The following is a 21,445-nucleotide window of genomic DNA, read 5'->3' on the forward strand; positions in this document are numbered from 1 at the left end:
GGCTGAGGGTCAGGCCTGCTGAACGCGCTGAATCAGCGCCGCTTTTTCCTGGTTGCTGAGAAACGCCAGTTCCAGACCATTAATTTGCGCCTGGCGAATCTGATCGCGACTCAGGCCGGCTGCCGGCGCGGCCACGGTGTATTCGTGAATGATGTCGATACCTTGTACCGCCGGGTCGTCGGTATTAATGGATGCCAGAACGCCGTGTTCAAGGAACGTTTTGAGCGGATGCTCTGCCAGTGATGCCACGGTGCTGGTCTGGATATTGGAGGTCAGGCAGGACTCAATACCGATACGCTGCTGCGCAAGATAATCCATCAGAGCCGGATCCTGGACCGCTTTTACGCCATGTCCGATACGCTCTGCTCCTAGTTCTCGTATAGCCTGCCAGATGCTTTCCGGACCGGCCGCTTCGCCGGCGTGCACGGTAATACGCCAGCCGGCATCGCGAGCGAGGGTAAAGTGTTCCATAAACAGATTGCCCGGGAAACCGAGCTCATCCCCCGCCAGATCCAGGGCGGTGATCGCGTCGCGGTGGGCAAGCAGCGCGTCCAGCTCTTGCTGGCAGGCCGCTTCACCGAATGTCCGGCTCAGAATACCAATCAGACGGGTTTCGACATTAAAATCGCGGCTGCCTTCGCGTACGCCGGCAATCACGGCTTCAACCACGCCGTCGACCGGCAGCTGGTGGGTCATGGCCATATAGCGCGGGGAAAAACGCAGCTCAACGTAGTGGAGACCATTGCGTGCCGCATCCTCGACGTTTTCATAAGCCACGCGACGACAGGCTTCCAGCGAGGCCAGAACTTTTACCCCCCAGTCCAGTTTGGCGAGGAAGCTGACCAGATCGGGTTCATTACTGGTGACCTGTACATGGGGGATCAGCGTGTCGAGTGAGGTTGCCGGAAGGGTGATATTGAACTGGCGGCCAAGATCGAGAATGGTTTGGGCACGAATATTGCCGTCAAGGTGGCGGTGAATGTCGGTTAATGGCAAAGTTAAATCAATCATGGTCGCACTCATTTTTTAGTTAAAGTGCACGTCATTATACAGCAATTCTTTAACTCTTTAAAAGCATTGAAAAAATCCAGTGGATACAATCATCTGTAAGAGCCGCGATCGGTTTTGAACGTCCGTCACGAGAGTCTCCTGGCCCGAACAGGATCCCCGGCAAACTTGCGGGCGGTGGGCCGGGCGGCGGGCGATTATCCTGTCGACTAAACTTAGCCAGCAGGCCGGCATAGGATGCGGGACGTTGCGTGAGGGAGAGGGCGTTTAAGGAATCCGGGGCGTTCACGATAGAGATGCAAAGAAAGCTATTCGATTCCAGCAGCAGACTCTCGCATCGCGTGGGCAAACGTGGCAGATAGCCGTTGCGAAGGTCGATAAACTGTGAGCCAGAGGGGCGTTGTTTCAACTCAGATAAAATAAAGTAAACCGGGTTAACCCGGTTAAAGCAGATTTTTTCATTCACGGCAACGGCGTACGCCAATGCTTCATCCTATGCATGATGACAATTTAAGATGAAAGTGATTCACCTGGATAGTGATTATCAATCAACGAACGAGAAGACCCAGGCGACCTGGCTGGAAAACGAGGGTATCGGTAGCATTCGCGAGACGCCGGACTATGACCCAACAAAGCTGGCGCTTGCAACGGGCATACGGCCCACAATGCCTGCTCAAATACAGCAGCTTTTCAATAAACTAAACGATCTGGTGCGCGACGACGTACTGGCGGACAGGTTGCCGGAAGCGTGTTTTCATTTTACCTTTTTACCGTTGACTCTCCCGCTATACGCTGAAAACGAGGTCCTTCCCGAAAAGATTTCGCAATTAGGTGAAATGTGGGCTGACTATCAGGCCCGACGTATAACGGTCAGAGAATTGCGTTTGGTTGCCCTGCCTGGCCAGCTATTGCTTGCCGGGATTCCGGATGAGGCGGCGGTTGCGATGCGCCACGCATTTTGTCAGAAAGTTCTGGCATCACCCTGGAAACAAGAACTGCTTGCCCGGCACGCTGCTACGCCGCTTCCGGCGCCTTTCTGGCACAGTACGCTATTGCGCTACCAAGCCCGTTTTCTGCCCGCACAATTGCGACGATACTTCCAGCAGAATCAGGCGCGGCGCTTTGGTACGGTTTCAGGAGAACTCAAGCTCGTCAAAGTGAACTACAACTGGGCGCGCTGTGATTTTGTTCACCTCCAGAACCCGGACATCGGTTACCGACATCCCTGAGAGACGGCACAGGTTATTTACCGGGTACGGCATGTTTATTTCTTTTGTGAACGTACAACAGCTGATCGGATTTGTTGATCGCGCTTTCAAGAGAATCGCCAGCTTCTAATGGATAGTTGCCATGCGAAAAGGAGACCCGCTTGTCTTTATCGGTATGGCGCAGGTTTTCTTTGATGCGGGCGATGACGTCTAAGCTTTTCGCGTAGTCGGTATCGAAGAGAATTAATAGAAATTCATCGCCGCCAGCACGGATGCCATAGTCACTTTTACGAATCGACAGCTCGATGGCGCGGCCTAATGACTGAATGACTTTATCGCCCATATGGTGTCCGAGGGTGTCATTGATTTTCTTCAGACCATCGCTGTCGATAGACACCAGCGTAACAGGAATATGCTTTGCCAATGCCGCGTCTATTTTATGACTTAGCGCGTCGTTCAACACTTTTCGGTTATAAAGGCCGGTCATGGTATCCGTAATATTATCTTTGGACAGTTCAGCATGACGTGCCATTTGCTTTTTCGTGTAGCGACAAAGCAGCCAGGTGCTGAGGGCATAGATGAATGCCAGCCATAAGTTATTGATAATAAAATAGATAAGGTCAAGTTTAACATTCAGCTTATATAACGGTGTTAAGTTCGCCTGGTATTTAATGATGTTAATAGATTTGAGTATCGAACGATGGAAATAAATATCACCAGCGGTTGACTCATCCGTGACATACAGTGACAGGAAGCGCCAGAGTACCGGGCGGTCCGCAGTGTAAAACGCAGTGGTCAAATCATCAATATTAACATCGGTGACAATGATGCCTTTGATTAAACCGTTCTGAAAAACTGGCGTGAGCATACTAATTATATTTTTCTTGGTGTAGCCGTCCCGGTAAATATGGGAAGTGATGCTCTCACCATGGAGTAAATCGTTCAATGCGCGACGATCGATGCTGATAGTATGGGCGCTGCGAGTGATATCGATCACGTTATCATCACGGACTAACCAGTTATCAAACTGGTATTTATTAACGTCAATGATTTTATTAATATAAATATAATTATTGATCAGATCGATATAATAGCGGATATTATTGAAAATGTAGCCGCGATAGCTGGAGAAGGTATATTTTGACACCGATATCCGATGATCATTTTGAATAACAGAAAGCGCAGGAACATCCTCGGCCCAGACCTGGCAGTCCGCATTCCGGGTTTGCAATGTCCCGTTTAAACCACGATATGTCTGGTTGCTAAGGTTTAACCCCTGAACACCGTTGGCCGATTCAAGATGTTCGCACACCTTGTCACGCTTATTCTTTTGCACACCTGGCGAGGCAGGCAAAACTGAAAAAGCCCGGGAAAGCTGGAACGCCATATTCTGGTTGATATATTCCGCATGGGAGAGCGCGGATCGTCCATTTTCCGCCACGTAGCCCATATATCTTTCCAGATCGCGGTATTCACGCGTGATGAGACCGATGAAAATTGAGGTGGTCAGAATCACGATCAGCGTATTGATATACCGGAAATTAACGGAAAAGATTTTGGTGTCCATACTCAATGACCTGTGTGCCTGAAGCGGTGATAACCCAGGTCCGATGGCGCTGGAGCACTGGTAATGTAACGTCCCCGAACGTCAACGTTTTCATCAATAAATGAGAACAGCAACGACAAAGGGATGGGTATATTTCTGCCAGCGGTGTTTATTTTTCATGCGTGCCCTCCGGCTGGCAATAAAATCATCAAGTAATATGCTGGAACAGGCGGACTCATCGAATACGCTTGCGTTCAGCCATGGTTCACTGACCTCATCAGCCATGAAAAATCCCTTTCATCCGTTAGCTGATTGAAATTTTAATCTTCATTAGCCAATTTTTCCAGTGAGTTAAACTATAATTTCGTCGCCTCCGTGACAGCTCCGCGAGGAAAACTCAGCCATGAGACAGGCTCATAGCCAATCGCTATAAATCATAGTGAATCAGTCTTTAATATCGCCAATGATATTTCCTATAGTCTCAGGCGCTACTTTTCCTGCTATAAGCGGCAGGCTATTTTAAAAAGGACTCTGGGATTATGATTTTTACGCTGAAGAAGTTTGCTGTTTCGCTGCTTGTCGCCAGCACCACGCTGCTTGCCGCCTGTGGCCCCGCCGGGCAGGACCCGAATCATATCAAAGTGGGTATCAGCGCGGGGATCGATCAGCAGGTATGGGCGGTGGCGCAGAAGGTGGCGAAAGAGAAATATAACCTTGATGTCGAAGTCGTCACCTTTAACGATTTCGTTTTGCCCAATGAAGCGCTGAATAACGGCGATCTGGATATCAACGCTTTCCAGCACAAACCGTACCTGGATAAACAGATCCAGGAGCGCGGCTACAAGCTGGTTGAGGTAGGCACAACATTCGTCTATCCGATCGCCGCCTACTCGAAGAAAATACACGCCATTGATGAGCTACCTGAAGGTGCTCAGGTAGCCGTGCCAAACGATCCGACCAACCTCGGACGTTCGCTGCTTTTGCTGCAGAAGCAGGGCCTGATTACCCTTAAAGATGGGGTGGGTCTGCTGCCAACGTCGTTAGATATTGTGCACAACCCGAAGAAACTGAAAATCGTCGAGATTGAGGCGCCGCAGCTAACTCGCGCGCTTGACGATCGGCAAATTGCGCTTGCCGTGATTAATACGACATTTTCCAGTCAGGTTGGGCTCTCGCCAACCCGTAACGGGCTTTTCATCGAAGATAAAAATTCACCCTACGTCAATATTTTCGCCAGCCGGATTGATAACAAAGACAGTGCAAAGGTGAAAAACCTGGTGAAAGCGTATCAAAGTGATGAAGTCGCCGCTGCGGCAGCGGAGCTGTACAAAGGCGACGCGGTAAAAGGCTGGTAATCTGTATGGCATCAGGCCGGCGGCGGGAGCGCGTCACCGGCCTGGACGGGAGGGATTACTTCTGGATTAAATAGCGGATGGTTGGCCCGTCTTGTTGAATGTCCAGCACCGTATAACCGTAGTTGCGGGCATCCTGCGGAATGTTATTAATCGACTGCGGGCAATCGCTGACCACTTCCAGAATCTCCCCTTTTTTAAGCGAAGGCATCGCTTCCAGAGTGGCAACGGCCGGATAGGGGCAGGGTTCGCCTACCATGTCGAGACGATAATCGGGAACGATAGCTTTCATGCGGTTTCCTTAACATTGGCCATGGCGGCGGATTTCTGGCGGAAAAAGCGTTTCTCCCAGGCAATGACCAGCATCAGCGCGATAAATAGTAGCAGATAGGTCACCAGCAGGCCGCCAAAAGGCCCGAAGGTGGCCAGCAGATTGACTTTATCCCAGCTGGTGGCCAGCGCTGGGGATAAATCATCCCAGAAATAGGCCAGAATCGTCGAACCAATGACGTTGCCCAGTCCTACCCACCAGTAGTGAACCTGACCTTCAACGGCGCGGTACATCCAGCCGGTTTCACAGCCGCCGGCCAGCACAATACCGAAACCAAACAGCAGGCCGCCGATCACCGCATTCGGGCCTGCCCACATGATTTTGGGCTCCATGCCCAGCTGCACATAGCTGAAAATGCCAATCGCGCTCGCCGCCATCCCGAAGATAATCGCTTTGGCCATATAGGTGCGTCCGGTGATCCACATATCGCGGAATGCCGAAGTAAAGCAGATCTGCGCACGTTCAATCAGCAGACCAAAACCGACCCCAAACAGCATCGCCAGGCCGAGTTTAGGCTGATTGAGTGCAGTCAGTAATCCCCAGGCGATCATGGCGAAGAACACCAGCATTCCTGCGCGAAAACGACGCCGCGCCTGCGCCGGCTTTTGTGTGAGCGGCGAGGCCGCAGAAACTTTTTGTATCCTGACCGGAATTCGAAACAGGGGCAGTAGCGTAAAGCGTGCGCCAAACCAGGTCCCGATAGCTGTCGCGATGGCAAAGAACCAGGCGTGGAGGGAAAACTGAGGAATACCGGTAAAAAAGGCTGCCAGGTTGCAGCCCATCGCCAGGCGTGCGCCAAAACCGGCAATGATCCCGCCCGCTACGGCCTGAATAATACGGATCCGGCTGCGCGGCAGGCGTAATTTGATATTGTTTGCCCACAGCGCGGCGGCGAAACAGCCACCAAACATGCCGATAATCATCATGCCGTCAATGCGGGTTAACGGCGTCCCTTCGAGATGAATCAGTTTGAAATAACCCCACTGCTCGGTATGAACGCCGGCAAGTTGCAATAGCTGCCCGCCCCAGCGGGTAAATTCCCCGGTCACGGCCCAGAACGTGCCGGTAATACCGAAATAATAGGTGGAGAGAATACCGGCGGCGATAACCGCGGGGGCCGGTGCCCAGAATTTAATCAGGTAGGCCTGTTTGAACTGTTGCCATGTCATGAAAGATGCCTCTGAACTCAGAAGGTAAATTACCCCGGGCGGGGTGAAAGAAGGCGGGATAATACGCCGCTTATAGCGAGAAAACGCTCGATGGGATCAAAATGAATCGATCCGGCAACAAAAATAAAGGCCGCCGCGGCGGCCTTTATTCTCTTTCGGCAGGGCGACGAGCCATCGCCGGGAGGTAATTAATGAAAGCCCAGCCGAATAAGGCTCATTGGGCAATATAACCCTTCGCAGCCTTCTATTTCCACGCAGTCAGCGCGGCGTAATTGTTCCGCCGTTTTACCTTCGCCGTGGATGGCCTTAATGACGCCCGTCACGCCATTTCCTGCCACCATAACCATGCTGCCTGTTGAGATAGCGTTACGGTTACGATCGTAAGTTTTCATGGTTTCCTCCTCTTATCAAAATAGCTGAACGGGATGGTTAGCGGCTTTTTAATACACCTTTTGCCAGTGAATTTTTTTGAGCTTTATCAAAATCATGGCTGTTTTTACCCATGAGTCCGCCCGTCAGGGCGACGGGCGGGAAGCGGGCAAATCTGCGCCGGTGGCTAGGACACTTTTGCGAACATCCAGTACAGCACCGCGGAGAGGATCACCGAGGCGGGCAGCGTCAGTACCCAGGCCATCAGCAGATTACGCACGGTAGAAAACTGCAGTCCTGAGCGATTTGCCGCCATGGTTCCGGCGATACCGGAAGAGAGGACGTGAGTCGTGGAAACGGGAAGGCCAAAAGCATCGGCGGCGCCGATGGTGCTCATCGCCACCAGTTCTGCGCTGGCACCCTGCGCGTAGGTCAGGTGCGTTTTGCCGATCTTCTCGCCAATGGTGACGACAATACGCCGCCAGCCGACCATGGTACCCAGTCCGAGCGCCAGAGCAACGGCCACTTTGACCCAGAACGGAATGAAACGCGTGGCGTTATCGAGCTCTTTTTTCAGCGCATCGAGATTCTGCGATGTCTCCAGCGGCAGTTGGAGATCGGGGTTATTCTTCAAATGCTTGATAGTTTCCGAAGCCAGATACATATCGTTACGGGTGTTGGATACCGCCTGGGCCGGGATTTTATCTACCGAACCGTACTGGCGAATCTGGTCGCCAATAATGCCGGAAAGGCGCGCCAGCGCCGGTAATACGTCCGGCGTCAGCTGGCTGTCGCGCACATACTGGGTCAACACTTCACGAGGATCGGTGGGGAGGTTGCCCGGGAATTGTTTGAGCAGCCTGTTTTCGGTGACTTCGGCCAGCGCCGCGACCCGCGGTGCCTGTTCCGGCGGCAGAGTGCGGTTAAGCGCATAGGCAATGGGCATGGTCCCCACCAGAATCAGCATAATTAGCCCCATTCCCTTTTGCCCGTCGTTAGAACCGTGGGCAAACGAGACGCCGGTACAGGTGAGGATCAGCAGACTACGGATCCACAGCGGCGGCGGCGCGTCATTTTCCGGTGCGGCGTAGAGCTGCTTGTTTTTGACGAAACGCTTTAACAGCAGCAGCAGGACGGCGGCGCAGACAAAACCGACCACCGGCGAGAGCAGCAAAGAATAGCCGACATTGACCGCCTGGCCCCAGTCGACGCCGCTGGTACCGTTGCGCCCGTGGATCAGCGCGTTTGAAACGCCGACGCCAATGATCGAGCCGATCAGCGTGTGTGACGAAGAGGACGGCAGGCCGAACCACCAGGTGCCCAGGTTCCAGATAATGGCTGAAAACAGCAGGGCATACACCATGGCAAACCCGTTGCCGGTACCGGCCTGCAGAATGAGTTCGACCGGGAGTAATGAAATGATACCAAAGGCCACCACGCCGCTGGAGAGCAACACGCCGAGGAAATTAAAAAAGCCGGACCACATGACCGCGACCGTCGGCGGCAGGGAGTGGGTATAGATGACGGTGGCCACGGCGTTGGCGGTATCATGAAAGCCGTTAACAAACTCAAAGCCGAGTGCAATCAATAAAGCCAGCCCTAATAAAAGAAAAGGCAGGTAGCTGGTATATACCGTTCCTGAACGGGCCACGTCGTTAAATAAGCTCACGGCGGAAAATGCGATGCCGATAGCTAATAAAAAGACAAAAAAAAGAACAGTTTTTTTACTGTTCTTTTGGTAAATCTTTGACTGGATGATTTGCGGGCTAAGGCCCGGCGCAACGCGTTGCGAGCTGCTGTTATCGCTCATCAGGAACCTTCCTTTAAACGTCAGACAGGATAAATTGTTACGGGTGACAGCGCTGAACTTATAAAACGCAGATGTCAGCCAGGTTTCCGTTTGATGAACAAATCATTAACCTTGCCAGGCTCTGAAAAATAGCGAAAGATGACTTTATTCGGGTCCGAACAGCATGCAATACAATCCTGAGGGATATATGAGTCAAGATGTCGCAGGAAAGATGTTAAAGCCCGATTTTGATATGGAAGTCTCCGGGTTGGTGTACGGTTTTCTTTTTCGGGAAGGGCATCAGCCGCTGCAAATCACCTCCCAGCAAGTATGCGCCCGCTTTCACGAGCTGGACGGCGAAAATGATTTCGTCTGGCTGCATCTCAATCTCAACCACGCAACCGCCGAGAAGTGGTTGATGAATCATTTCCCCGTTGCCGATTTTTTCTTTGAGGAGATCCGCGACGGCTCTCACACCACCCGCATTGAGCGCCAGGGCGACAATTTGTTTGCCGTGCTTAACGACGTCATTTTTCATCCCAAAGAGACCACCGCAGAAACATCGACGCTGTGGCTGTACTGCAGCCAGAAGCTGGTGGTGACGGCCCGCTATAAGCCGCTGCGCTTTATTGAATGGATGTTGCCGCGGCTGGCGACATTGCACGTGACATCCTCCACCGCGCTGCTGGCCTTTTTACTGGAGGAGCAGGAGGAGGTGCTGGAACAGGTGGTGCGCCAGGCCAGCCGCCATGTCGATGCCATCGAAGAGCGGCTGCTCAGTAACCACGTCCAGCGTAACCGCGCCGACCTGGCGCGCCTGCGGCGGATGCTCCTGCGCTTTCAGCGGCTGTTGGCTCCCGAACCGGCAGCCATGTTTCGACTCCTCAACCGGCCTCCGGCGTGGATCGATCGCTCCGTGGTTCAGGAGTTTCGCCAGTTCACCGAGGAGTTTACCGTGGTGCTCAACGATCTCTCCGGGCTGACCGAGCGTATCAGCCTGCTGCAGGAGGAGATCAGCGCCCGGCAAATGGAAAGAAGCAACCGCACGCTATATACCTTGACGGTCATTACCGTGCTGGCGTTACCGATCAATATTGTGGCGGGGTTCTTCGGCATGAACGTCGGGGGGATCCCGCTGTCCACCAATCATCACGGGTTTATCCTGCTGGTGCTGCTCGTCGGTGGATTTACCCTTGGGGCCGGATATCTGGCCTTTCGGCGGCGGGACGACTTGTGAGCCGGGTAGACTTGTCCGCGGCGTTTAACACGGCCGACGCCGTGCGGTACGCCGCGGTATCGCTATGCTAAAGCGCGCAGCGCGGCAATCAATCCGTTGACGCCTTTTTCCAGTTTCTCCCGGGGACAGCCGGCATTGAGGCGCACAAAACCAACGCCTTCTTCGCCGTAGGTATACCCGGGCATAATGGCGACCTTCTGAACCTCGATGAGCGCTTTTTGCAGCGCGCGATCGTCTACGCCGAGCGGGCGCAGATCGATCCAGGCGAGATAGGTGGCCTGCGGCGGCTGCCAGTTCAGCTGCGGGAAGGCGTGATTGAGCGCCTGAGCAATATAGCGCATGTTGTCCTGTAAATAGGCCCGCAGCGCATCGAGCCACGGGGCGCCTTCACGGTAGGCGGCAATATGGGCGACCAGCGCCGGTACGGAAGGCGAAGAGAGGCCATCGCGACTCTTCAGAGCCGTGAGATAAGCTTCGCGGGATGCGGCATCATCAATCAGGCCGTAAGCCCCGGTAAACGCGGGAATATTGAAGCTTTTTGAGCCGGAGGTGAACAGCGCCCACGGCCCGCGAGCGACGTCGCACCACGGCGTATGACGATGCTCACCCCAACACATATCCATATGAATCTCATCGCTGATGACCTTCACGCCGTGCTTTTCGCACAGCAGGGCCATGGTCTCAAGCTCCTCGCGGCGCCACACTTTCCCGGTCGGGTTATGCGGGCTGCACAGCAGCAGCAGCGTGTTGCGCGGCTCCGCCAGCGTGCGTTCAAGCTGCGCCATATCGCAATGCCACTGATTATCCCGCTGCGTCAGCGGCACCGATGCAACGCGACGCCGGTTTCCTTCAATGGTTTTATAAAAAGCGTCATAGGCCGGGGTATGGACGACCACACCGTCGCCTTCGTCAGACCACTGGCGAATCATCTCCGCTACCATGTAAATGACCGACGGGCCATAGACGATCGCATCGCGGTTAACGGGGCAGTGAAAACGGCTGGCGTACCAGTGGGCGACCGCGCCCAGAAACTCATCGTTTTTCCAGCGGCTGTAGCCGAACACGCCGTGCGCCAGGCGCTGACTGAGGGCATCAAGAATGCAGGGGGCGGTGGCGAAATCCATATCGGAGATAGTAAAGGGGAGCAGGTCGGCGGCGCCGAAGCGGTCGGCTACGTAGTCCCATTGCGTACACCAGGTGCCGTGGCGATCGACAGGCGTTGCAAAATCAAACATTGACACTTCCTTTATCAAAGCCCCCTCCGGGTCAGGAGGGGGCGGGCGTTTATGCCTGGACGGTATTCATCAGGACGGTCATTTCATCTTTCACCGACTGCACCTGAGGGCCGATAACAACCTGCAGGTTATGCTGATTCAGCTGTACGACGCCGATGGCGCGGTTGGCTTTCAGCGCGGCGCTATCCACTTTACTCATGTCGTGCACCGACAGCCGCAGGCGGGTAATGCAGTTATCCAGGGAGACGATATTCTCGGCTCCGCCCAGCGCGGCCAGAATTGCCGGCACGTTGTAACCAGATTTACCGGTGACGCCGCTCACGGCTTTGTCAAAGGCTGTCTGGGTTTCGATATCGCGGCCCGGTGTTTTCAGGTTAAAGCGGGTAATGGCGAAACGGAAGATGCCGTAATACACCGCAAACCAGATGGCGGCAACCACCGGTACCAGATACCACTTGGTTGCCAGACCGTGCAGGATGCCGAAGACCACGAAGTCAATGACGTTCCCGTCGGTGTTGCCGATAGTGACGCCCAGCACCGCCATAATGGTGAAACCAAGGCCGGTCAGCAGGGCGTGAATAACATACAGTACCGGGGCGACGAACAGGAACAGGAACTCCAGCGGTTCAGTGGTGCCGCCGACGACACAGGCAATCACCCCGGAGATCAGCAGGCCTTTAATTTTATGACGGTTTTCCGGACGTGCGCAGTGGTACATCGCCAGTGCCGCTCCCGGCAGGCCGCCGAGGAATGCCGGCATTTTACCCTGCGACAGGAAGCGGGTGGCGCTTTCTGAGAAGCCGTGAGTTTCCGGGCAGCTTAGCTGCGCCTGGAAGATAGTCAGCGCGCCGCTGACGGTATGACCGCACACATCCATGGTCCCGCCCGCTTCGGTAAAGCGAATCAGCGCCACCAGAATGTGGTGCAGACCGAACGGCAGCAGCAAACGTTCGCCGGTGCCGAAGATCATCGGTCCGAAGTCGCCCGCGCTGTTAATCACGTGACCGAGGGCATTAATTCCCATGGCAAAGACCGGCCAGACGAGGGGGATAACCAGACCAACCAGCCCGAGCACCACGGTGGTGATAATCGGTACAAAACGCGTGCCGCCGAAGAAGGCTAATGCGTCAGGCAGGCGGATATTGTGAAAACGCTCGTGCAGCATCCAGACAATGATCCCGGCGATCACCGCCCCCAGGATCCCGGTATCGATCGACTGAATACCGATGATGTTCTGGATATTGTTGGCTTTCAGCACCGCGGCATCGGTCGTGGGGAGAATCCCTTTCGCGGTGAGCCAGAAGTTCACCGCCAGGTTCATGACCGCATAGCCGACGAAGCCGGCGAAGGCCGCCACGCCTTTATTTTCACGCGCCAGCCCCAGCGGAATCGCGATACAGAACATCACCGGCAGGAAGCTAAAGGCGAAGGAGCCGACTTTGCTCATCCAGACAAACACAGCCTGCAGCAGCGGAATATCGAGCCATGGCAGCAGGGTGAGCACATCGTGGCTGCTTAAAGAGCTGCCGATCCCCAGCATGATCCCGCAAAAAGAAAGCAATGCCACGGGCAACATAAACGTTTTTCCTAACTGCTGGAAAAACTCCCACAAGGTAATTTTTGGTGTCGTTTTTGCCGTCATTAACACGAATCCTGATTTTTTAAGTTATGGGTAGGGTGTAACGCTACGGCAAGATAAAACGTTTTATCACTTTTTAGTGCGATAAAAATCACATAATCAGGCGAAGATAACGTTTATAAAGGTAACCCATTGATAAAACGTTTTATCGACCGCCACAGGGAGACGGTTGCAGTTATGGCTATCGCAAAAAAGATCACCATTAACGACGTTGCGCAGGTGGCCGGAGTGTCGGTGAGTACGGTCTCACTGGTGCTGAGCGGCAAAGGCCGGATATCGTCGGCCACCGGCGAGCGCGTCAATCAGGCGATTGAACAGCTGGGTTTTGTGCGTAACCGCCAGGCGGCTGCACTGCGCGGCGGGCAGAGCGGCGTGATTGGTCTTATCGTGAGCGACCTCTCCAAGCCGTTTTATGCGGAGCTTACCGCCGGGCTGACCGATGCGCTTGAGGCCGAGGGGAAAATGGTCTTTCTTACCCAGGGCGGCTACGGTGGGGAAAAAATGCGTCAACGTTTTGAAACCCTGATTTCGCAGGGTGTAGACGGGGTGATTATTGCCGGTGCTATCGACAAAGGTAGCGAACTGCGCGATCACGCCGCGGAGGTTGGTATGCCGCTGGTGTTTGCCTCCCGCGCCAGCTACCTCGATGATATCGACCTTATCCGCCCGGATAATATGCAGGCCGCGCAGATTGTCACCGAGCATCTGATCCGCCGCGGACACCAGCGCATTGCCTGGCTCGGCGGACAAAGCGCGTCGTTGACGCGGGCGGAGCGGGTGGGCGGATACTGCGCGACGCTGCTGAAGTACGGTCTGCCGTTTCATAGCGAATGGGTCGTGGAGTGCGAATCCAGCCAAAAGCTGGCGGCCGAAGCAATGGCCTCGCTGCTGCGGCAGAATCCGACCATAACCGCCGTGCTGTGTTACAACAACGTGATTGCCACCGGCGCCTGGTTTGGCCTGATGCGAGCGGGACGCCAGAGCGGCGAAGACAGCGTGGAAAGCTATTTTGAACAGCGCGTGGCGCTGGCGGCTTTTGCCGAAGTCCCGGAAAGCGCGCTGGATGATGTGCCGTTGACCTGGGTCACCACGCCTGCGCGCGAGATGGGCCAAAGCCTGGCGGAATGTATTCTACGGCGTCTGGAGAAGGGGCAGATGAGCGCGAGAAATCAAATTATGCCCCCGCGGCTGGTGACCCGAAAATAGCCCCTCGAAAGGGGCTCAGATGTAAACTATGGTTCCCGCATTCTTGCCCGGTGGAGTTACGCCTTACCGGGCCTGCGTGATTGTAGCGGTTGCCACGTCTCCGGTAGGCCCGCGCAAGCGAAGCGTCGCCGGGCACTGACCGCTAAACTGAGCCCCTCGAAAGGGGCTAATCGCGAGATTACTGCTGCGGCGCGACCGGCGGCGCCACTTCTTCTGGCAGGGTTTCCTGCGGTTCGGCGCCAGGGGCTGCCGGCAGAGTAAAGCCAAACATTCCGGCGAACTCATCCAGCGGCATTTTCTGCCCGTTCAGGGTGACCTGACCTTCGGCGTATTGCAGACTGGAGGTGATCGCGTTGTCTTCCATCGCGGTAATGCGGAACATCTGGCCCATGGCGGCAAGACCTTTCACCTGCTGGTCTGCCAGTTTAGCCGCATCTTCCGGCTGGTAGCCTTCGAGGCCGGCAACCTGAGTCATAAATGCGGTGGCCATATCGACCGGAATGACCAGCTTGCTGTCGAGCGACTTGACGCTGCGATCCACTTCATCCGCCAGCGTTTGCGGTTCAGCGGTGGTCAGCGCCGGGTCTTTCAGCAGAACAGACATATTAAAGGTGCTTTCCCCTTTGGCGTTGCGCCAGCTCAGCGGGGCGATAGTCAGCGACGGGTTACCCTTCAGTAAAATCGGTAGCGCTTTAAAGAAGGTTTCCGTCAGCGCCTGCTGGTACAGCTCAGGATTCTGCGCCAGCTGCGGGTTCGCCATCAGCGCCTGCGCTTCGGCATTGTACTGCTGGCTGAACTGATGCCAGGCCTGGCCGTCAAGATTCGCCAGCTTGACGGTCAGTTTACCGCTGCCGATATCCTGGTTTTGCAGCTTCAGGCTGTTGACGGTGTAATCCAGCTGGCTGTTAATCCCTTTACCGTCTTCAGTCAGCGAAGACTGGCCATCGATGTTCATGCCTTCCAGCAGGGCCAGCTCTTTCCCTTCAACGCCAATCGACAGCTTCTCCAGGGAGATTTTCTGCTTACCGATGCGCTCATTGAAGCTGGTCATCTCGGTGGCGCCGTCGGTTTTCAGGTTATTGAAGTTCAACTGAACTTTCTGGTTGTATTCATTCAGCGCGTTGATCTGACCGCTGCTCGCTTCGCCGCTCAGACTCACCGATTTGCCTTCCGCATCCGCATCGAGCTGGAACTGGCCGCCGCTGAAGGTGACTTTCTCATCGCCTTTCGCGTAGTCCAGTGGTCTCAGGTCGATAGCCGACCGGCTGTCGCCGCTGTAGGCAATCCGGGTATTGATGGTAAACGGTGACTCGCCTTTGGCGATATCAAACAGCCCTTTGCTGGCATCGTTATTGACCAGCGTGGTTCTGACGGACGCCATCGCCGGGGCAAGCTGGCCGGATTTCAGCGCTGCCGCCGGGAAGGGGCCGTGATCGACCACTTCATCAAACACCAGCGACTGCCCGGCCGCCAGCCAGCTGTTCTCTTTACCGGCAACCGGCTTCACTACCAGCTGCAGGTGGCTACTGAATACGCCGCGCTGATAGTTTTGCCATGACAGCTCGACGCCCGCTTCCGGCGCGCTGCTCTGTAGCTGCGCATTAGCCTGTTGCACTACCTCGGCGAGGTAGCTTTCCAGCTGTTTCCCTGTGTACCAGGCGCCGCCTGTCCAGATGACGCCCAGCGCCACGATAATTCCTGCTGCGACCAGCGATTTCTTCATAGCATTTGTCCATAAATAAAACCAGGCGGATCGAGCCGCCTGGTCATGTTGTCATGATGAGGGAAAGTCTAGCAAGCGCGACTAAAAAGTTCAGTAACTTACTTGAGCTTATTAAAGACGCGCGCCAGACGACCGCTGCCGCTGACCGCGACCGGCGACTCGTTACAGCCAATAAAGGCCGACTCACCGGCTTTCAGGGTCAGACGCTGTTCACCTTTACGCAGAACCGCTTCGCCTTCTACGCAGAAGATGATAGCCGCGCTCTGCTGGTCGAGGGTGGATTCCTGTGCCGAGAGATCGTGCAGGGAGAAGGCGAAATCATCGACCGGAATCGGGAAATCCAGCTCCGCGGCCTGTTGCACCGGCTGAGTCAGCAGCTCGCCTGCCGGCTTGGCAACGAACTTCACGTTGGCAACCAGCTCAGGAATATCAATGTACTTCGGCGTCAGGCCGGCACGCAGCACGTTATCCGAGTTGGCCATCACCTCCAGCGCCACGCCCTGCAGGTAGGCGTGCGGCGTTTCGGCGAACAGGAACATCGCTTCGCCTGGATTCAGCTTCACCACGTTAAGCAGCAGCGGAGAGAACAGGCCGCTGTCGTCGGGATAGAATTCGGCGATCAGGCGGATGGTCTGCCACGGTTCGCCCTGTTGGTTATCCAGCGCCGCTTGCAGCACGCGCAGAGCCTGCGCTTTTTCTTCGCCTTGCATATTGAGCAGGCCGGCGAACAGCTGGCTTAAATGTTCAGCATCCGGGTGACTGAGGAATTCGCCGATGGCCGGGTGCGCGCTGGCAACCGGCTGCAGCAGGGCGGCAATCTCGTTAAATTCGCGGAACGCGTTCATCGCCAGGAATGGCGTCAGCGCAAAGACCAGCTCCGGCTTGTGGTTAGGATCTTTATAATTACGTTCAGCGGCATCCAGCGGAATGCCGGCGGCGTTCTCTTTGGCAAAGCCAATTTCTGAAGCCTGCTTGTTCGGATGAACCTGAATGGAGAGCGGCTGGGCGGCGCAGAGCACTTTAAACAGGAACGGCAGTTCGCCGAAACGCTGTGCAACCTTGTCGCCGAGCAGGGCGGACTTGTCGCCGTCAATGATCTGGCGCAGCGCGTGCGGGCGACCGTCAGCGTCGAGAACCTGCGAACTGCTCTTCGGATGCGCGCCCATCCACAGCTCTGCCATTGGCAGGTTGTCCGGGTTGGCGATACCATAAAGTTCCGTTAATGCGGTGTGACTTCCCCAGGCATAGTTCTGCACTGAGTTAATGAGCTTTTGCATTCTCAATCCCTGTTTCCACATGATAATAATCGCTCTATTAAACCAGCAAACCGCCGAGAAGCAACTGCTGAAAGAAAAAGTCGTCCCTGTCTCAGTTTTTGTTAAAATTTTGTGTAAAATTGATCGACTCGCTTTTCTACAGGCAAATGGAGTGTCTGCCTGAAATATAATCAGCCCAGCAGTAAGTGAGAGCACAATGTCGAATAAACCGTTTGTTTATCAGGATCCTTTTCCCCTTAAAAAGGATGACACCGAGTATTATCTCCTCAGTCGTGACTACGTCTCTGTCGCCGAATTCGCCGGCCAGGAAGTCCTGAAGGTTGAACCTCAGGCGCTGACCCTTCTGGCACAACACGCTTTCCACGATGCTTCCTTCATGTTGCGCCCGGCGCACCAGCAGCAGGTCGCCGATATCCTTAACGACCCGGAAGCCAGCGAAAACGACAAATACGTCGCCCTGCAGTTCCTGCGCAACTCCGATATCGCGGCCAAAGGCATTTTGCCGACCTGCCAGGATACCGGTACCGCAATCATCACCGGTAAAAAGGGCCAGCGCGTCTGGACCGGCGGCGGCGATGAAGCGGCGCTGGCGCAGGGGGTGTATAACACCTATATCCAGGATAACCTGCGCTACTCGCAGAACGCGGCCCTGGATATGTATAAAGAGGTCAACACCGGGACTAACCTGCCGGCGCAGATCGATCTGTATGCCACCGACGGCGACGAATACAAATTCCTCTGTATCGCCAAGGGCGGCGGTTCGGCCAACAAGACCTATCTGTATCAGGAAACCAAAGCGCTGATTACCCCGGCGAAGCTGAAAAGCTACCTGGTTGAGAAGATGCGCACCCTCGGCACCGCGGCCTGTCCGCCGTACCATATCGCCTTTGTGATCGGCGGCACCTCGGCGGAATCGACGCTGAAAACCGTGAAGCTGGCATCGACCAAATATTATGATGGCCTGCCGACTGAAGGTAACGAACACGGCCAGGCGTTCCGCGATATTCAGCTGGAGCAAGAGCTGCTGCTGGAAGCGCAGAATCTCGGCCTCGGCGCCCAGTTCGGCGGCAAATACTTCGCCCACGATATCCGCGTAGTGCGTCTGCCGCGCCACGGAGCCTCCTGTCCGGTCGGCATGGGCGTCTCCTGTTCCGCTGACCGCAATATCAAGGCCAAAATCAACCGGGAAGGGATCTGGCTGGAGAAGCTGGAAAGCAATCCGGGTAAATACATTCCGGAGTCGCTGCGTCAGGCCGGTGAAGGTGAAGCGGTGAAGGTTAATCTCAATCAGCCGATGAGCGAGATTCTGGCACTGCTGTCGCAGTACCCGGTATCGACCCGGCTGTCGCTCAGCGGTACCATCATCGTGGCGCGAGATATCGCCCACGCGAAGCTGAAAGAGCTGCTGGATAACGGCGAAGCGCTGCCGCAGTACGTGAAAGATCACCCGATCTACTACGCCGGTCCGGCGAAAACGCCCGATGGCTATGCCTCAGGTTCACTCGGCCCAACCACCGCGGGGCGCATGGACTCCTATGTTGATCTGCTGCAGTCCCACGGCGCCAGCATGGTGATGCTGGCAAAAGGCAACCGCAGCCAGCAGGTGACCGACGCCTGTCACAAACACGGCGGATTCTATCTCGGCAGCATTGGCGGCCCGGCGGCGGTGCTGGCGCAGCAGAGTATCCGCAGCCTGGAGTGCGTGGCGTATCCGGAACTGGGGATGGAAGCTATCTGGAAAATCGAAGTGGAAGATTTCCCGGCCTTCATCCTGGTGGATGACAAAGGCAACGATTTCTTCCAGCAGATTCAGACCTCGCAGTGCACACGCTGTGTGAAATAATCTAAGCCGCCCTCCGGGGCGGTTTTTTTATGTCGTTTAGCGGCACGAACGAGCAACATAATCTTAAAAATTTGACCAATACTTAACCCTTTATAGCAGGTGAGCTTTGTCGTAATTACGTACTTTGTATTCAAGGAGAAAGTAATGACAACGCATCGCAGTGAAAGAGACTCAATGGGCGCTATCGAGGTGCCTGCCGATAAGCTATGGGGCGCGCAGACCCAGCGTTCGCTGGAACATTTCCGCATCTCGACGGAAAAAATGCCGGGCGAACTGATTTATGCGCTGGCGCTGACCAAACGGGCGGCGGCGAAGGTTAACCAGGATTTGGGATTACTGACCGCAGAGAAGGCCGGAGCGATTATTCAAGCCGCAGATGAAGTTCTGGCCGGCAATCATCCCGATGAATTTCCGCTGGCCATCTGGCAGACCGGTTCCGGCACGCAAAGCAACATGAACATGAACGAAGTGTTGGCCAACCGCGCCAGTGAGCTGCTGGGCGGCGTGCGTGGCATGGAGCGCAAAGTTCATCCTAACGATGACGTTAACAAGAGCCAGAGTTCCAACGATGTCTTTCCAACCGCGATGCATGTCGCGGCGATTATCGCGCTGCGCGAAGCGCTCATCCCCCGGCTCACGGTGCTGAAACAGACGCTGAGTGATAAAGCTGCGGCCTTCAACGACATCGTTAAGATTGGCCGCACGCACCTGCAGGATGCGACGCCGTTAACGCTGGGGCAGGAGTTCTCAGGTTGGGTGGCGATGCTGGAACACAATCTCCGCCATCTGGAGCTGAGCCTGCCGCACCTGAGCGAGCTGGCGTTGGGCGGTACCGCCGTTGGTACCGGTCTGAATACCCATCCGCAATATGCCGTTCGCGTAGCGGAAGAACTGGCGACCCTCAGCGGCCAGCCGTTCGTCACTGCGCCGAATAAATTTGAAGCCCTCGCGACCTGCGATGCGCTGGTTCATGCCCACGGGGCGCTGAAGGGGCTGGCGGCTTCGTTGATGAAGATTGCCAACGATGTACGCTGGCTGGCTTCCGGCCCGCGTTGCGGGATTGGCGAAATCGCGATTCCGGAAAATGAACCCGGCTCATCCATCATGCCCGGTAAGGTTAACCCGACGCAGTGCGAAGCGCTGACGATGCTGTGCTGTCAGGTTATGGGGAATGATGTGGCGGTCAATATCGGCGGGGCGTCCGGTAACTTCGAACTGAACGTATATCGTCCGATGGTGATTCATAACTTCCTGCAATCGGTGCGTCTGCTGGCGGATGGGATGGAGAGTTTTAATGAACACTGTGCGACCGGCATCGAACCGAACCGTGAACGGATCGCTCAGTTGCTCAATGAGTCACTGATGCTGGTCACGGCGCTGAATACCCATATTGGCTATGACAAAGCGGCGGAGATTGCCAAAAAGGCGCATAAAGAGGGGCTGACGCTCAAAGCCTCCGCGTTAGCGCTGGGCTATCTGACGGAGGCCGAATTTGACAGCTGGGTGCGCCCGGAAGAGATGGTGGGCAGCATGGCTACTCGTTAGCCAGCCACAGATGCAGTCGCGGGATAAGTAACCTGAGCGACTGCGCCTGCGGCTTATAGCGATACTGCACATTATCCGCATCGTAGTTCAGTAACTCGCCGATATCCGGCACGCTCACCCCCTGAGTGCCGGATATCAGCGTGATAAGCGGGCCCGGGCAGGCGTACTGCACCTGTTTCTGTTCACCGGCGTACCAGACGCGTGCAATAGGCTGGACCTTCACCGGCCGCTTGATCTTAAGTTTTGCCCGCTGCGGCAGAGCGGCGACATCCTGATATTCTCGCTCCAGTTTGCTTTGCCACTGTTCACGCGTCCAGGGCGGCACCGCGCGCGGCGATTGCAGACTTTTTTCCAGCTGCTGCAGCACCTCATCACGGGTGAGATTTTTAATCACGTGCTTATTAGCCCAACCGAAGCGAAGGGTGCTTGGGTCGCATAGCACCGTCAAGGTACGGTAGGCGCTGAGGGTGATAAGCCCCGGCAGATGACGGTGCACCCATTCAAAACGTGCCGCGGCGGGCAGGCCGGAATCAACGGTGACAATCTTTTCGAAAGCGGCTTTCAGCGCGTTAATGCGAGAAATGCTCTGCAGTAACGCCGCCTGTTCCTCGCCATCGGTTTGCAGGCAGATGGCGCCGGGGAGGCGGACCGCAGCCTTACTGCTACGGCTTTCTGATTGCTGTTGAATGAACAGATGGCTGTAGTGTTTCAGCGCCATCTCCAGCGCCGGTTGACCGGTGTGCTGAACCACCTGAATAGTCTCCAGCGGATCGTGTTCCGTCTCTTTACTGACGGCCGGCAGTTCAAACACCCGGGCGGCCAGTAGTCGACAGGCGCGCAGGCGTTGCTGGAGCATCTGTAGCTCGCGTTCCAGCTGGCGAAAGGTGTCATTCAGACGTTCAACGAGATCGTAGCTGGCCATGGCGCCCACCTTAGTTACAACATACTGTTTGGTTTTTAACTATACG

The 21,445-nt window shown here is 55.4% G+C and carries 19 protein-coding genes; 6 read left to right on the plus strand and 13 right to left on the minus strand.

Annotation, left to right across the window (positions count from 1 at the left end):
• Window positions 1–9: 9 nt before the first annotated feature.
• Window positions 10–1,011, minus strand: a complete 1,002-nt coding sequence (add, locus tag OQV00_RS11515) for an adenosine deaminase (protein WP_015584208.1) — start codon at window positions 1,009–1,011, stop codon at window positions 10–12.
• 49 nt (window positions 1,012–1,060) lie between these two features.
• Window positions 1,061–1,492 carry a hypothetical protein gene (locus OQV00_RS11520; protein ID WP_163980647.1) on the minus strand — a complete coding sequence of 144 codons (432 nt, stop codon included), beginning with the start codon at window positions 1,490–1,492 and terminating at the stop codon, window positions 1,061–1,063.
• Between the two features lie 31 nt (window positions 1,493–1,523).
• Between OQV00_RS11520 and OQV00_RS11525 the strand changes: the two genes are divergently transcribed.
• Window positions 1,524–2,237, plus strand: coding sequence for a hypothetical protein (locus tag OQV00_RS11525; protein ID WP_163980646.1), 714 nt, complete (start codon window positions 1,524–1,526; stop codon window positions 2,235–2,237).
• 13 nt (window positions 2,238–2,250) lie between these two features.
• On the opposite strand, the gene dgcJ is transcribed toward OQV00_RS11525, so the two are convergent.
• Both dgcJ and OQV00_RS11535 read right to left on the minus strand, forming a co-directional pair.
• Window positions 2,251–3,783, minus strand: coding sequence for a diguanylate cyclase DgcJ (gene dgcJ, locus OQV00_RS11530; RefSeq protein WP_163980645.1), 1,533 nt, complete (start codon window positions 3,781–3,783; stop codon window positions 2,251–2,253).
• 93 nt (window positions 3,784–3,876) lie between these two features.
• Window positions 3,877–4,047, minus strand: a complete 171-nt coding sequence (locus tag OQV00_RS11535) for a hypothetical protein (protein WP_004862622.1) — start codon at window positions 4,045–4,047, stop codon at window positions 3,877–3,879.
• A gap of 254 nt (window positions 4,048–4,301) precedes the next feature.
• Between OQV00_RS11535 and metQ the strand changes: the two genes are divergently transcribed.
• The gene (gene metQ, locus OQV00_RS11540; RefSeq protein ID WP_015584210.1) at window positions 4,302–5,117 is read left to right on the plus strand and encodes a methionine ABC transporter substrate-binding lipoprotein MetQ; all 816 of its coding nucleotides are present in this window, start codon (window positions 4,302–4,304) and stop codon (window positions 5,115–5,117) included.
• 55 nt (window positions 5,118–5,172) lie between these two features.
• Here the strand turns inward: metQ and yedF are convergent, their stop codons facing one another.
• From yedF to OQV00_RS11560, 4 genes are all read right to left on the minus strand, one after another.
• Window positions 5,173–5,406, minus strand: a complete 234-nt coding sequence (gene yedF, locus OQV00_RS11545) for a sulfurtransferase-like selenium metabolism protein YedF (RefSeq protein ID WP_004862615.1) — start codon at window positions 5,404–5,406, stop codon at window positions 5,173–5,175.
• Complete coding sequence (yedE, locus tag OQV00_RS11550; RefSeq protein ID WP_004862613.1) at window positions 5,403–6,614, minus strand: selenium metabolism membrane protein YedE/FdhT; 1,212 nt, start codon at window positions 6,612–6,614, stop codon at window positions 5,403–5,405. The genes yedF and yedE overlap by 4 nt, the downstream gene beginning before the upstream one ends.
• Window positions 6,615–6,802: 188 nt before the next feature.
• Complete coding sequence (ydfZ, locus tag OQV00_RS11555; RefSeq protein WP_004862611.1) at window positions 6,803–7,006, minus strand: putative selenium delivery protein YdfZ; 204 nt, start codon at window positions 7,004–7,006, stop codon at window positions 6,803–6,805.
• 164 nt (window positions 7,007–7,170) lie between these two features.
• A complete protein-coding gene (locus OQV00_RS11560) occupies window positions 7,171–8,793 on the minus strand; it encodes an inorganic phosphate transporter (protein ID WP_015584211.1) in 1,623 nt (540 codons plus the stop codon).
• Between the two features lie 187 nt (window positions 8,794–8,980).
• On the opposite strand from OQV00_RS11560, the gene OQV00_RS11565 reads away from it, so the two are divergent.
• Window positions 8,981–10,009 carry a CorA family divalent cation transporter gene (locus tag OQV00_RS11565; RefSeq protein WP_004862606.1) on the plus strand — a complete coding sequence of 343 codons (1,029 nt, stop codon included), beginning with the start codon at window positions 8,981–8,983 and terminating at the stop codon, window positions 10,007–10,009.
• Window positions 10,010–10,071: 62 nt separating this feature from the next.
• Here OQV00_RS11565 and OQV00_RS11570 read toward each other — a convergent pair whose 3' ends face one another.
• Window positions 10,072–11,244 carry a MalY/PatB family protein gene (locus OQV00_RS11570; protein ID WP_054828937.1) on the minus strand — a complete coding sequence of 391 codons (1,173 nt, stop codon included), beginning with the start codon at window positions 11,242–11,244 and terminating at the stop codon, window positions 10,072–10,074.
• Between the two features lie 49 nt (window positions 11,245–11,293).
• Entirely contained in the window at window positions 11,294–12,886 is a 1,593-nt protein-coding gene (gene malX, locus OQV00_RS11575; RefSeq protein ID WP_004862603.1) for a maltose/glucose-specific PTS transporter subunit IIBC, read from the minus strand.
• A gap of 174 nt (window positions 12,887–13,060) precedes the next feature.
• Here malX and OQV00_RS11580 point away from each other — a divergent pair, with 174 nt between their 5' ends.
• Window positions 13,061–14,089: a Mal regulon transcriptional regulator MalI gene (locus tag OQV00_RS11580; protein ID WP_266280363.1), complete on the plus strand. Its 1,029-nt coding sequence runs from the start codon at window positions 13,061–13,063 to the stop codon at window positions 14,087–14,089.
• Between the two features lie 178 nt (window positions 14,090–14,267).
• Here OQV00_RS11580 and OQV00_RS11585 read toward each other — a convergent pair whose 3' ends face one another.
• Both OQV00_RS11585 and manA read right to left on the minus strand, forming a co-directional pair.
• Window positions 14,268–15,812, minus strand: a complete 1,545-nt coding sequence (locus OQV00_RS11585; protein WP_266280365.1) for a YdgA family protein — start codon at window positions 15,810–15,812, stop codon at window positions 14,268–14,270.
• 98 nt (window positions 15,813–15,910) lie between these two features.
• Complete coding sequence (gene manA / locus OQV00_RS11590; RefSeq protein ID WP_004862597.1) at window positions 15,911–17,089, minus strand: mannose-6-phosphate isomerase; 1,179 nt, start codon at window positions 17,087–17,089, stop codon at window positions 15,911–15,913.
• Window positions 17,090–17,285: 196 nt separating this feature from the next.
• On the opposite strand from manA, the gene fumA reads away from it, so the two are divergent.
• Together fumA and fumC are read left to right on the plus strand one after the other, a co-directional pair.
• Window positions 17,286–18,932, plus strand: a complete 1,647-nt coding sequence (fumA, locus tag OQV00_RS11595) for a class I fumarate hydratase FumA (protein ID WP_032687435.1) — start codon at window positions 17,286–17,288, stop codon at window positions 18,930–18,932.
• 144 nt (window positions 18,933–19,076) lie between these two features.
• On the plus strand, window positions 19,077–20,477 hold the full coding sequence (fumC, locus tag OQV00_RS11600) for a class II fumarate hydratase (protein ID WP_015584215.1): 1,401 nt from the start codon (window positions 19,077–19,079) through the stop codon (window positions 20,475–20,477).
• Here fumC and tus read toward each other — a convergent pair.
• Entirely contained in the window at window positions 20,467–21,399 is a 933-nt protein-coding gene (gene tus / locus OQV00_RS11605) for a DNA replication terminus site-binding protein (protein WP_004862589.1), read from the minus strand. The genes fumC and tus overlap by 11 nt on opposite strands.
• Window positions 21,400–21,445 lie beyond the last annotated feature (46 nt).

The organism is Klebsiella sp. DY2415 (genome assembly GCF_026314315.1).
Taxonomy (GTDB): Bacteria; Pseudomonadota; Gammaproteobacteria; order Enterobacterales; family Enterobacteriaceae; genus Klebsiella; species Klebsiella ornithinolytica.